This window comes from Actinomadura macra NBRC 14102 (assembly GCF_001552215.1).
In the GTDB taxonomy this organism is placed as follows: domain Bacteria; phylum Actinomycetota; class Actinomycetes; order Streptosporangiales; family Streptosporangiaceae; genus Spirillospora; species Spirillospora macra.
On sequence record NZ_BCQT01000024.1, the window covers coordinates 12879 to 24514 of the forward strand.

Annotated in this window: 15 protein-coding genes; 5 read left to right on the top strand and 10 right to left on the bottom strand. The window is 72.4% G+C overall.

What is annotated here, in order from left to right; genetic code table 11:
- Positions 1 to 23: 23 nt before the first annotated feature.
- The 8 genes from pcaC to AMA02S_RS34375 all read right to left on the bottom strand — a co-directional run bounded on the left by pcaC (position 24) and on the right by AMA02S_RS34375 (position 6195).
- The gene (gene pcaC / locus AMA02S_RS45200) at positions 24 to 419 is read right to left on the bottom strand and encodes a 4-carboxymuconolactone decarboxylase (RefSeq protein ID WP_369688426.1); all 396 of its coding nucleotides are present in this window, start codon (positions 417 to 419) and stop codon (positions 24 to 26) included.
- Positions 416 to 1195 carry a 3-oxoadipate enol-lactonase gene (gene pcaD, locus AMA02S_RS34345; protein WP_084265913.1) on the bottom strand — a complete coding sequence of 260 codons (780 nt, stop codon included), beginning with the start codon at positions 1193 to 1195 and terminating at the stop codon, positions 416 to 418. Before pcaD ends, pcaC begins: the two co-directional genes overlap by 4 nt.
- On the bottom strand, positions 1192 to 2406 hold the full coding sequence (gene pcaB, locus AMA02S_RS34350; RefSeq protein ID WP_084265914.1) for a 3-carboxy-cis,cis-muconate cycloisomerase: 1215 nt from the start codon (positions 2404 to 2406) through the stop codon (positions 1192 to 1194). Before pcaB ends, pcaD begins: the two co-directional genes overlap by 4 nt.
- Entirely contained in the window at positions 2396 to 2992 is a 597-nt protein-coding gene (gene pcaG, locus AMA02S_RS34355; RefSeq protein WP_067467304.1) for a protocatechuate 3,4-dioxygenase subunit alpha, read from the bottom strand. Before pcaG ends, pcaB begins: the two co-directional genes overlap by 11 nt.
- Positions 2992 to 3657: a protocatechuate 3,4-dioxygenase subunit beta gene (gene pcaH / locus AMA02S_RS34360; protein ID WP_067467307.1), complete on the bottom strand. Its 666-nt coding sequence runs from the start codon at positions 3655 to 3657 to the stop codon at positions 2992 to 2994. Before pcaH ends, pcaG begins: the two co-directional genes overlap by 1 nt.
- Positions 3654 to 4325: a CoA transferase subunit B gene (locus AMA02S_RS34365; protein ID WP_067467310.1), complete on the bottom strand. Its 672-nt coding sequence runs from the start codon at positions 4323 to 4325 to the stop codon at positions 3654 to 3656. Before AMA02S_RS34365 ends, pcaH begins: the two co-directional genes overlap by 4 nt.
- Positions 4325 to 5077 carry a CoA transferase subunit A gene (locus AMA02S_RS34370; protein WP_067467313.1) on the bottom strand — a complete coding sequence of 251 codons (753 nt, stop codon included), beginning with the start codon at positions 5075 to 5077 and terminating at the stop codon, positions 4325 to 4327. Before AMA02S_RS34370 ends, AMA02S_RS34365 begins: the two co-directional genes overlap by 1 nt.
- 140 nt (positions 5078 to 5217) lie before the next feature.
- A complete protein-coding gene (locus AMA02S_RS34375) occupies positions 5218 to 6195 on the bottom strand; it encodes a sigma-70 family RNA polymerase sigma factor (RefSeq protein ID WP_067467445.1) in 978 nt (325 codons plus the stop codon).
- A gap of 180 nt (positions 6196 to 6375) precedes the next feature.
- On the opposite strand from AMA02S_RS34375, the gene AMA02S_RS34380 reads away from it, so the two are divergent.
- The gene (locus AMA02S_RS34380) at positions 6376 to 7830 is read left to right on the top strand and encodes a B12-binding domain-containing radical SAM protein (protein ID WP_067467316.1); all 1455 of its coding nucleotides are present in this window, start codon (positions 6376 to 6378) and stop codon (positions 7828 to 7830) included.
- Here AMA02S_RS34380 and AMA02S_RS34385 read toward each other — a convergent pair.
- Complete coding sequence (locus AMA02S_RS34385; RefSeq protein ID WP_067467319.1) at positions 7787 to 8281, bottom strand: XdhC family protein; 495 nt, start codon at positions 8279 to 8281, stop codon at positions 7787 to 7789. The genes AMA02S_RS34380 and AMA02S_RS34385 overlap by 44 nt on opposite strands.
- Before the next feature lie 140 nt (positions 8282 to 8421).
- Here AMA02S_RS34385 and AMA02S_RS34390 point away from each other — a divergent pair, with 140 nt between their 5' ends.
- Genes AMA02S_RS34390 through AMA02S_RS34405 form a run of 4 tightly spaced genes read left to right on the top strand, consistent with a single transcriptional unit; the run spans position 8422 to position 11068 of the window.
- Positions 8422 to 8979 carry a universal stress protein gene (locus AMA02S_RS34390; RefSeq protein WP_067467322.1) on the top strand — a complete coding sequence of 186 codons (558 nt, stop codon included), beginning with the start codon at positions 8422 to 8424 and terminating at the stop codon, positions 8977 to 8979.
- 34 nt (positions 8980 to 9013) lie between these two features.
- Entirely contained in the window at positions 9014 to 9658 is a 645-nt protein-coding gene (locus tag AMA02S_RS34395) for an adenylate kinase family protein (RefSeq protein ID WP_067467325.1), read from the top strand.
- Entirely contained in the window at positions 9655 to 10494 is an 840-nt protein-coding gene (locus AMA02S_RS34400; protein WP_067467326.1) for a 1-aminocyclopropane-1-carboxylate deaminase/D-cysteine desulfhydrase, read from the top strand. The genes AMA02S_RS34395 and AMA02S_RS34400 overlap by 4 nt, the downstream gene beginning before the upstream one ends.
- 52 nt (positions 10495 to 10546) lie before the next feature.
- Positions 10547 to 11068, top strand: coding sequence for an SRPBCC family protein (locus AMA02S_RS34405; RefSeq protein WP_067467329.1), 522 nt, complete (start codon positions 10547 to 10549; stop codon positions 11066 to 11068).
- Between the two features lie 113 nt (positions 11069 to 11181).
- Here AMA02S_RS34405 and AMA02S_RS34410 read toward each other — a convergent pair whose 3' ends face one another.
- Positions 11182 to 11580 carry a nuclear transport factor 2 family protein gene (locus tag AMA02S_RS34410; RefSeq protein ID WP_067467332.1) on the bottom strand — a complete coding sequence of 133 codons (399 nt, stop codon included), beginning with the start codon at positions 11578 to 11580 and terminating at the stop codon, positions 11182 to 11184.
- Between the last annotated feature and the right edge of the window lie 56 nt (positions 11581 to 11636).

Below are 11636 nucleotides of genomic sequence, written 5' to 3' on the forward strand. Positions count from 1 at the left end.
GCCCGGCCACCGTGCCCCGGGCCTCACTCCTCCTCGGCAAATACCCGCTGGGCCACGGCGAAAGCGGAGTTGGCGGACGGTACCCCGCAATAGATCGCCGTCTGGAGGAGCACCTCCTTGATCTCCTCGTGGGTCAGGCCGTTGCGGCGGGCGGCGCGTACGTGCATGGCCAGCTCGTCCAGGTGCCCCCCGGCGACCATGGCGGTGAGGGTGATGCAGCTGCGGGTCTTGCGGTCCAGGCCCGGACGCGACCAGATCTCGCCCCACGCGTACCGGGTGATCAGGTCCTGGAAGTCGGCGGTGAAGGCGTCCGTGCGGGCGACGGCCCGGTCCACGTGCGCGTCGCCGAGCACTTCGCGGCGGGTCCGCATACCGCGCGCGTGGCGTCCTGCCTCGGTGATGTCCTTCTCCTCGCTCAACGGCGGGTTCCCTTCCATGTGCGGTCGAGGTGCGCTGTGATCGCGGCGGTGACGGGCTCGGGCCGCTCGGCGTTGGCGAGGTGCCCGGCACCCTCGACGACCACCAGCGCGGCGCCCGGAATGCCCGCGGCGAGCCGGTCGGCGTGCCCCCGCGGCGGCGTCGGAAGGTCCTCCGCTCCGGCGATCACCAGGGTGGGGGCGCCGATACCGGCCAGCCGGTCGGTGATGTCGAAGCCCGCGAGCGCGTCGCAGCATGCGGCGTAGCCCTCGGGGTCGGCGGCACGGAGCATCGCCACATACGGGTCCGCGCCGGTGAACCCGGGTGTGAACCAGCGTCCGGCGGCGGTGTCGGCGACCGGTCCGACGCCCTCGCGCCGGACGAGCGCGGCCCGCTCGCGCCACGGCCCCGGATCACCGAAGCGCGGGGACGTGCAGCACAGGACGAGGCTGCCCACGCGGCCGGGCGCGCGCAGCGCGAGCGCGGCGCCGACGGCGCCGCCGAGGGACACCCCGGCGTAGGCGGCCTCGCCGATCCCGAGCCGGTCGAGAAGGGCGGCGATCCCGTCCGCCAGGTCCTCGACGGTGAAGGGTCCGTCCGGCGGGGGTGCGCCGCCGTGCCCGGGCAGGTCGAAGCGCAGCACCCGGTGATCGCGGGTCAGCGCGGGCAACTGCGGCAGCCACAGGTCCATCGAAGTGCCGAGGGACGGGCCGAGGACGACGACGGGCGCGCCGCCCGGGCCGTCGAGCCGGTGCCGCGGCGGGTCGGGCGGGGTCACGCGCGATTCCTCCGGTAGGAGTCGAGGGCACGGTCGACGAGGGCGGGTGCGGCGCCGGGGCGCGGGTCCTCGTCGAGCACGTCCAGGAGCCCGGCAAGGTTGGCGCGCATCCGGTCCGGGCGCACCTCCAGGCCGCCGAGCAGTTCGGCGGCGGTCTCGGCGGCTCCGCCGGTGAGGCGCAGGCACTCGCGCAACGGCTGCCACTCGGCGTGCCACTCCCCAGCGGGCCGCTCCAGCGGCGCGGACTGCGCGGCCAGCAGGATCTGGGCGTGGGCCGGAACCTGGAGCGCGGCGGATCGGATCAGCGTCGCCAGTGCCGGGTTGCGCTTGTGGGCCATGGCCGACGAGCCGCCCCTGCCGGGCCCGGCGGCCTCCGCGACCTCGTTCACCTCGCTCTGGGCGAGCAGCCACACATCGGTGGCGATCTTGCCGAGGGCTCCGGCGACCAGCGCCAGCGCCGCGGCGAGGTCGGCGACCGGCGTCCGCCGGGTGTGCCAGGGCAGGACGGGACACGCCAGGCCCGTCTCGGTGGCGAACTCGGCGACGAGGTCGAAGGCCCGGTCGCCGTAGCCGTCCAGGGTCCCGGCCGCGCCGCCGAGTTGCACCGGCAGCGGGACGGCGGCGAGCCGATCGCTGGCCTCCAGGCAGCCGAGCAGCCAGCCGGCGGCCTTGGCGCCGAACGTCGTCGGCAACGCCTGGCGGCCGAGCGTGCGGCCCGCCATGGGGGTGTCGCGGTGCCGTGCCGCGAGCCCGGCCAGCGCCTCCAGTGCCCGGTCGAGATGGGCGAGGGCGACGCGCCTGGCGCGGGCCGCGACGATCATGGCGCCGGTGTCGACGATGTCCTGGCTGGTGGCGCCCCTATGGACGTGTCCACCGGCCGGTCCGGCCAGCTTCCGCAGGTCGGCGACCAACGGCACCACCGGATTGCCGGAGCCGCGTGCCCGCCGCGCCACGCTCACCAGGTCCACCCGCCCGGACGCGGCAGCCGCGCCGATCGCCTGCGCCGCGCCGGCGGGAATGATGCCGAGGCGCGCCTGCGCGCGGGCCAGGGCCGCCTCGGCGTCGAGCATCGCAGTCAGGTAGGCGGAATCGCCCGTGGCGGCCTCGGCCTTCGTCCCGGCGCGGACGGGCGACAGCAGGCCCGCGTCGAGCGCCGGGCCGCCGGCCGGTCGGCCTGAGCCCTCAGCGGTTCCCGAGCTTTCAGAATCCAAGGAAGACAGTCTCCCGCTCCCCCTGCAGATGGACGTCGAACCGGTACGCCCGCTCGCCGTCCGGCTCGGCGACCAAGGTCGCGCGGCGCTCGGGCGGGACCTCGACGAGCAGCGGGTCGCCCGCGTGGGCGGCCTCGTCCTCGGGGAAGTACAGGCGGGTCGCGACGGGCTTGAGCAGGCCCCGAGCGAAGACCAGAATGGCGATGTAGGGCGCGCCGTCGCCGGTCGCGCCCGGCTTGACGGTGGTGAACCAGAAGCCGCCGGCCGGGTCGGTGCCGCACCTGCCGAAGCCGGCGAAGCCGTGCCCGGCCCGTGCGAGGCCCCCAGGGCGACGCGGGATCTCGCCGGTCTCGTCGGGCTGCCAGATCTCCACCAGCGCGTCCGGCACCGGCTGTCCGGCACCGTCGAGCACCCGGCCTCGGATGGTGATGGCGTCCGGCCGCCAGCCGGGAACGACCTCGGGTCCGGACGCGTAGGGCAGCGCGTACCCGAAGAACGGGCCGACCGTCTGCGACGGCGAAGGCTCGGCCGGTCCGGTCTCGGGGAGAGCGGCGTCCGAGAGAGCGGCGTCGGTGGGAGCGGTCATCAGGTCTCCATCGGGGTGTCGCCGAGTACGATGTCCCACTGGTAGCCGAGTGCCCACTCCGGTTCGGTGGTGTCCATGTCGAACCGGGAGACGAGCCGCCGGCGGGCCCGCTCGTCGGGGATCGACTGGAAGATCGGGTCGTAGGCGAACAGCGGGTCGCCCGGGAAGTACATCTGGGTGACCAGCCGCTGGGTGAACGCGGTGCCGAAGACCGAGAAGTGGATGTGGGCGGGCCGCCAGGCGTTCGGGTGGTTGCGCCACGGGTAGGCGCCCGGCTTGATCGTCACGAACCGGTAGCGGCCTTCGGCGTCGGTCAGGCAGCGGCCGGCCCCGGTGAAGTTCGGATCGAGCGGCGCCGGATGCTGGTCGCCCAGGTGGGCGTACCGGCCGGCCGCGTTGGCCTGCCAGACCTCCACCAGCGCGTCGCGGACGGGGCGGCCCGCCCCGTCCAGCACCCGGCCGGTGACGATGATCCGCTCACCGAGCGGCTCGCCCGAGTGCTGCCGGGTGAGGTCGTCGTCGAGCCGGCCCAGCTCATGGTGCCCGAAGACGGGCGAGGCCAGCTCGACGCTGTCCGGGCCGAGCTTCGGCATGACCAGGTCGCGTGCCGGGGCGCGGAGCACGGTGCTCCGGTAGTCCGGGTACAGATAGGGCGGGTGTGTCATGGCCTGCTCCCTCCTGCCGCGGCCGCCCGGGCCGGGGCGCGCTCGACCAGCGCCGGACCGGTGGCGGCGGCGATGTCCGCGGACGTGACACCGGGCGCGGTCTCGACCAGGACGAGACCCTCGTCCGTCACGTCCAGAACGCCCAGGTCGGTGATGATCCGGTCGACGCAACCGGTCCCGGTCAGCGGGAGCGTGCACTCTTCCACGATCTTGGGACTGCCGTCGCGGGCGGTGTGGCCCATCACGACGATCACCATGCGGGCGCCGTGCACGAGGTCCATCGCCCCGCCCATTCCCTTGATCATCTTACCGGGAACCGACCAGTTGGCCAGGTCGCCCCGAGCCGAGACCTGCATGGCGCCCAGCACCGCGATGTCGATGTGCCCTCCCCGGATCATGCCGAAGGACAGCGAGGAGTCGAAGCAGGCCGCGCCCGGCAGCATCGTCACCGTCTCCTTGCCCGCGTTGATCAGGTCGGGGTCGACCTCGTCCTCGGTGGGGTACGGCCCGACGCCGAGGACGCCGTTCTCGGCGTGCAGCACCACGTGCCGGTCTTCCGGGACGTATCCGGGGATCAGCGTGGGCAGCCCGATGCCGAGGTTGACATAGGCACCGTCGGGCAGCTCGGCGGCGGCACGCGCCGCGATCTCGTTCCTGGACCAGGCCATCAACGCACCGTCCGCTTCTCGATGGGCTTGTCGGCGGCCTGCTCGGGCGTCAGCTCCACGACATGCTGGACGAACACGCCGGGCAGGTGCACCGCGTCGGGATCGATCTCACCGGGCTCGGCGAGCCGCTCGACCTCGGCGAGGGTGATCCGGCCCGCCATGGCGGCGAGCGGGTTGAAGTTGCGGGCGGCCTTGTCGAACACCAGGTTGCCGTGCCGGTCGCCGACCGCCGCGCGGACGAGCGCGAAGTCGGTGCGGATCCCCTCCTCCAGCACGTACTCGCGGCCCCCGAACTCGCGGACCTCCTTGGCGGGCGAGGCGACCGCGACCGAGCCGTCGGGGGCGTACCGCCACGGCAGCCCGCCGTCGGCCACCTGCGTGCCGACCCCGGCGGGGGTGTAGAAGGCGGGGATGCCCGCGCCGCCCGCGCGCATCCGCTCGGCGAGCGTGCCCTGCGGCATCAGCTCGACCTCGATCTCCCCGGCGAGGTACTGGCGGGCGAACTCCTTGTTCTCCCCGACGTAGGAGCCCATCGCGCGGGCGATCCGGCCGGCGCCGAGCAGTTGGCCGAGGCCCCTCCCGTCGAGCCCGCAGTTATTGGAGACGACCTGCAGATCCCGCGCGCCCTGCTCGTACAGGGCGGAGATCAGGACCGTCGGCACCCCACAGAGCCCGAAGCCGCCGACGGCCAGCGACGCGCCGTCCCCGATACCGGCGACGGCCTCCGCCGCCGAGGCCACGACCTTGTCCATGTGCCTCCCATTCCCGCTCCGGCGAGCCGCTCCGGCCCGCCGCCCCGGCGCGCCGCGACGACCGCCGCTGTCAACCACCCTGGCAGCAGACTCGGCCGGTGGCGCACCCGGGTTTCCATTGAGCGGAAAGAACGGGGGGATCAGAGGGAGGGCGGCAAACCGAACGTCGCGAACAGTTCGGTGTCGAAGAACGCGGAGACCTGCGCGACGCCCTCGCCGGTGATCGCCAGGACCTGGATCTGGAAGGGGCGGTGGACGCCGTCCTCGTCGCGCTTGTAGAGCCCGAACGCGGGCTGACCGTTGGCGGCCGCCGGGACCATCCGCAGGTCACCCGGTGTGGGCGCGCACTGCGCGGTGATGAGCCGGACGATCGCCTCGACGCCGACGAACCATTCGGGGAACGGCGGCATCTCCCACACCGCGTCCTTCTTGAAGATCTCGACCAGGCCGGCGATGTCGGCCTCCTCGAACGCCTTGGCGTAGCGCTCCAGGAGGTCGCGCTGGGCGGGATCGGTGGGCTCGACCAGCTCGTCCCGCGCGGGAGCGGCCTGCTCCAGCTGCGCCCGGGCCCGCTGCAGCGCGCTATTGACCGCGGCGGTGGAGGTGTCGAGCAACTCGGCGACCTCGGCGGCCCGCCATTTCAGCACGTCCCGCAGGATCAGCACGACCCGCTGTTTGGCGGGCAGATGCTGGAGGGCGGCGACGAACGCCAGCCGCGTGCTCTCCCGCGCGGCGACGATCGTGGCGGGATCGGAGGGGTCGGCGCCGAGGACCGCGTCCGGGGCGGGCTCCAGCCAGGGCACTTCCGGCGAGGCCACGACGGGCTTCTCCGGCTCGTCGCTCGGCGCGCCGAGCCCGGACGGCATGGGCCGGTGGCCGCGCTGGTCGATCGCCGTCAGGCAGACGTTGGTGGCGATCCGGTACAGCCACGTCCGCAGCGAGGACCGGCCCTCGAAGTTGCCGTACGAGCGCCACGCCCGCAGGTAGGTCTCCTGTACGAGGTCTTCGGCGTCGTGGATGGAGCCGAGCATCCGGTAGCAGTGCGCCAGCAGCTCCCGCCGGTAGGGGTCGGCGAGATGCTGGAAGTCCTGGTCGGTGTCGAGGGTGTCGTTCGCCATGATGGTGATCACCTTTGCTCGGCGGCGTCGTCCGGGCGGCGCGGCTCGTCCGTCATCCCCGGACGGTAGGCGACGCCACCGACAGAACGCTTGCGCGAACCCACATTCTACGCGCCGACCTGCACAGAATCTTCACACGACCGCCACGATCCACGCGCGGCCGGGCCACATCGTGGGGTCATGCGCGTCAAGATGATCCTGCCCGCCTTGACCGAGGCGACGTCCCCGTTCTTCCGGCCGATCAAGTACTCGCTGTTCCCCCCGCTCGGGCTCGCCACCCTGGCCGGCTACCTCGACCCCGACGACGAGGTGACCCTCACCGACGAGCACGTGCAGAAGCTGGACCTGTCCGACGAACCCGACCTGGTGGTGATCCAGGTCTACATCACCTCCGCGCGCCGCGCGTACGAGATCGCCGATCACTACCGCGCGCGGGGTGCCTACGTCTGTCTGGGTGGGCTGCACGTCACCTCGCTGCCGGACGAGGCCGCCGGGCACGCGGACACCATCTTCTGCGGGCCCGGCGAAGACATCTGGCCGCGTTTCCTGGCGGACCTGCGCGCCGGGCGGCCCGAGCCGCGCTACGCCTCGTCCGAGCGGACCCTGGCGGGGCTGCCGCCCGTCCGCCGCGACCTGATCGACCGGCACCGCTACCTCGTGCCGAACTCGATCGTGGTGTCCCGGGGCTGCCCGCACGTGTGCGATTTCTGCTACAAGGAGGCGTTCTTCGAGGGCGGGAAGTCGTTCTACACCCAGACCGTGGACGCGGCGCTCGCCGAGATCGAACGGCTGCCCGGCCGCCATCTGTACTTTCTCGACGACCACCTGTTCGGGAACGCCCGGTTCGCGGGCGCCCTCTTCGACGGAATGCGCGGCATGGGGCGGCTGTGGCAGGCCGCGGGGACGGTCCAGGCGGTGCTGCGCCCGGGGTTGCTGGAGAAGGCCGTCGCGTCCGGGCTGCGGAGCCTCTTCGTCGGGTTCGAGACCGTCAACGCCGGGAACCTCACCGAGCAGCGCAAATGGCAGAACATCGACCGCGACTACGCCCAGGTGATCAAGAGACTCCACGACAACGGCGTCATGGTCAACGGCAGCTTCGTGTTCGGCATGGACGAGGACGACCCGGACGTGTTCGACCGTACCGTCGACTGGGCGGTCGGCCAGGGCGTCGAGACCGCCACGTTCCATATTCTCACCCCCTATCCCGGAACGCGGCTGTACGACCGTATGGCCAAGGCCGATCGGCTTCTGCACAGCGACTGGGACCGCTACGACACCCGCACCGTCGTCTTCAAGCCCGCGAAGATGACCGCCCGGCAACTGGAAGACGGTTACTGGCGCGCCTACAAGGACTTCTACCGCTGGAGCTCGATCATGCGCGGCGCGTCGTCGAAGCCCACCCTGCGGGGGAAGGCCCGCCACGCCGCTTATGCGGGGGGCTGGAAGAAGTTCGAGCCCGCGTGGGACATGGTCATCCGCGCCAGGAAGGCCGGACGTGCGCTGCCGGTCCTGGAGTCGATCCTCTCCGGGTTCGGCTCCCAGCCCTCCCAGCCCTCCCGGCCCTCCCGGCCCGCCCCTCCCGGCCCGGCCGCTAGAACTCGAACCCGCCCGGCCGTCCGTTCCGGTCGGCGATGAGGCCCGCGAGGGTCGCGACGGCGATCTCCGCCGGGGTGCGGGAGCCGATGTTGAGGCCGATGGGGCGATGAACGCGGGAGATGTCGCCCGCGGGGACGCCCAGTTCGGTCAACGCCGGGATGTGCGGGGCGGGATGGCGAGGGTTGCCCATGACGCCGACCCAGCGGACGGGCTGGGTGAGTACGTCGCGCAGCACCGGCCCCAGCTCGCGACGGTGGTGGTCGGTGACGACGACGTCCGTGGCATCGTCCAGGGGCGGCAGATCGGACAGGCCGTCGCGGTCCTTGTCGGGGTCGATCAGGAAGGTGCGGTAACCGAGGTCGGCTCCATAGCGCAGGAGGTGCGCGGCGACCGGCGTCGCGAAGATCGCGACCAGCGTGCGCTCCCCCGTCCGCGCCGGGGCGTCGCCGTGCGCGACGGCACAGGAGTCATGATCGTGCGGTGTGGCCATACCGGAATTCTGCCCGGCTGTCCCTTCGCGCCCACGCCTTTTTGCTGAAACCCGGCTTTGCCGCGCGCGAAACACTTCCACCAGAACGGGTATGCCTGCACCCTAGAGGGCACATCACCCCGCAGGTGTCTGGAGGGACCGTGATCGCGAGACCGGAGGGCGGCCCCCGTGTCGTCGTGGGGGTCGACGACTCCACCGGAGCCCGCTGCGCGTTGTCCTGGGCGATCGGTGAGGCCCGGCTTCGGAGGCTGCCGCTACTGGTCGTGCACGCGGCGCCGCTGCCCCCGCACGTCTCGGCCGCGGGCCAGCTCGGCTGCGGCATCACCGACGCGCTGCGCGGCTCCGGCGCCGAGCTGATCGCCCGGCTGCTGGCGGAGGTGTGCGACGGCCCGCCCGACGGCGTGGACATGACCGCGTTGGCGCTGGTCGGGGAGCCGGGAGCGACCCTGGTGCGGCTGGCGGGCGACGACGACATCCTGGTCGTCGGGCACGGGGGGCGCGGGCCGTTCTCGCGGTTGCTGCGGCCCTCGGTCCGGCTGCACTGCGCCCGCCGCGCCCGCGCCACCCTGGTCTGCGTCCGCCCGCCGACGTTCGACTCGCTGCTGGAGTCCCTGAGCGCGCGGGACGTCTCCCCCGGGCACGTCCCCGACCGGTCGCGCTTCCGGCGGCTGGGCCGCCGGCTGCGTCTCCCGCGTTGATCCGTCCGGCGCCGGGCGGCATAGGGTCTCTGGCATGCGCAAGTACGTCATCATCGGCGCCCAGGGCAGCGGCAAGGGCACGCAGTCCCAGCTGCTCGCGCGTGACCTGGACCTGGTCCACATCAGCGTCGGCGACATCTTCCGGTGGCACGTCAAGAACCACACCAAGCTCGGAGCCCAGGTGCGGCGCACCATGGCGGCCGGTGATCTTGTCGGGGACGACCTGGTGGAGGGCGTCGTCCGGGACCGGCTGGACCAGCACGACTGGACCTACGGCTTCATCATCGACGGGTTCCCGCGCAGCCGGCGGCAGACGGAGTTCTTCCTGGAGAGCTACGACATCGACGGCGTGATCCATCTGGACCTGCCGGACAGGGAGGTGCGGCGGCGCGTGCTGGCCCGCCGGTACTGCTCCGGATGCGGGATGGACTACAACCTGATCGCCGACCGCCCGACGCAGGACGGCCGCTGCGACGTGTGCGGCGGTGAGCTGGTGGCCCGCGAGGACGACACCGAGGAGGCGGTCGCCGAGCGGCTGCGGACCTACCGGGAGAAGACGGACCCGATCCTGGACCTGTTCGGCCGCAAGGAGTATGTGGTGACGGTCGACGCCACGCCCGGCATCGACACCGTCCAGCGGACCATCCGCGAGAAGCTCGGACTCCCGGCGCCGCGATGACCTCCCCGGTGGTGGAGCTGCGGGACGAGCGGATCGGTGCGCGCGGGCTGCGGCTGTTCCTGAAGCGAGACGATCTCGTGCACCCGGACCTGCCGGGCAACAAGTGGCGCAAGCTCAAGCACAACCTCGCCCCGGCGCGCGAGCACGGGACAGTGCTCACCTTTGGCGGGGCCTACTCCAACCACCTGCGCGCGACGGCGGCCGCGGGACGGATGTTCGGCTTCGCCACCATAGGGATCATCCGCGGCGAGGAGCACCGGCCCCTGAACGAGACCCTGGCCTACGCTGAACGGATGGGGATGCGGCTGGGCTATCTGGACCGCGCCTCCTACCGCCGGAAGCGAGAGCCGGACGTGCTGGCCGCGCTCCGCGAACGGTGGGGCGACTTCCACCTGCTGCCCGAGGGCGGCAGCAACGCCGCGGCGGTCCGGGGCTGCGCCGAGCTCGGCGCCGAGCTCGGCGTCTTCGACATCGCGTGCTGCCCCTGCGGGACGGGCGGCACGTTGGCCGGGCTGGCCGCCGGCCTGGCACCGGGCCGGCGGGCGCTCGGGTTCTCGGTGCTCAAGGGTGGGTTCCTGGACGCCGAGGTCGAGCGCCTCCAGCGGGAGACCTATGGTGGTCGCCGCGGGAGCTGGCGCGTCGAGCACGGGTTCCACTTCGGTGGCTACGCCCGGCGGACGGGCGAACTGGACGCCTTCGCCGACGCCTTCGCCGACCGGCACGGCATCGTCCTGGACCGGGTGTACGTGGCGAAGATGATGTCCGGGATCTTCACCCTGGCCGGACGCGGTGTCTTCCCGGCGGGCACCCGGATCGTCGCCGTCGTCACCGGCTGAGCCGGCGTTCCGTGAGTTGTGTGAAGGAACTGACTCTCTCTACGGTGAGGGCATGAGCAACGACGCGCCCCGCTATGCCGACTGTCCCGTCATCGAGATCGACGTCCTCATCGACGCGCCGCCTCCGGCGGTGTGGGCGCTGGTCTCCGATCCCGGTTTCCCGGCCCGTTTCAGCCCGGAGTTCAAAGGGGCCCGATGGGTGGGCGAGGTGACCGAGCCCGCGGTGGGCTGCCGCTTCGAGGGCAGCAACGAGAACCCCGCGATCGGCGCTTGGACGAGCCAGTGCACAGTGGTCGAGTGCGAGCCGGACCGGGTGTTCGCCTTCACCGTCGCGGACATCGACGGGATCGCGCCCTCGTCCGCCTGGCGCTACACGCTGACGGCCGAGGGCGCCGGCACGAGGCTGCGGCAGTCGATGCGGCTGGGCCCCGGCCGCTCGGGTCTGAGCCTGGTCATCGAGGCGAGGCCGGAGCAGGAGACCGCCATCGTCGCCTACCGTCTGCGCGACCTGCGGCGGAACATGACCGAGTCCCTCACCGGGCTCAAGGCCCTGGTGGAGGCCGCCCGCACTTGAACTGTCGCGCCTCAGGCCGCAGGCAGGTCGATGAGTTCCGCCGGCGCGGCGCGCGGTGAGGGACGCCTCGGCCCGCCGCCGTGGTTTCGCGGCGCCGGGCGGCGCCGGGGGCGTCACGCCATCGCCTCCTCGAAGGCGCGGTGGTCGGCGTAGTCGCGCGATTCGATGACGCGGCCGTTCCGGACGCGCAGGACGAAGATGTTCGGGATGACGAAGTCGCGGCCGGTCTCGGTGTTGTGGCACGCGTAATCGAACTCGGCGACGATCACCTCGGGGTCGGTGGTCTGATGGACGACGATGTTGCGCGCCACCATCTCGATGGGCAGGTGCTCCAGTTGCGCGAAGTGCTCGCGCAACGCCTCGCGTCCCTCCAGGCGTGAGGCCGGGTCTGCGAAGGGGTGCACTACCACCGCGTCCTCGGCGTACAGGCGAGGCAGGGCGTCGGGGCGCCGGGCGGTCACCCCGTCGATGATCCGCATGAACACGGCCCGGGGGCTGGCGAACTCGGACATGGTTTCCTCTCCCGTATAATCGGAGTTGCTGCTCCGCATAGAAGGTAGGGAGTCGC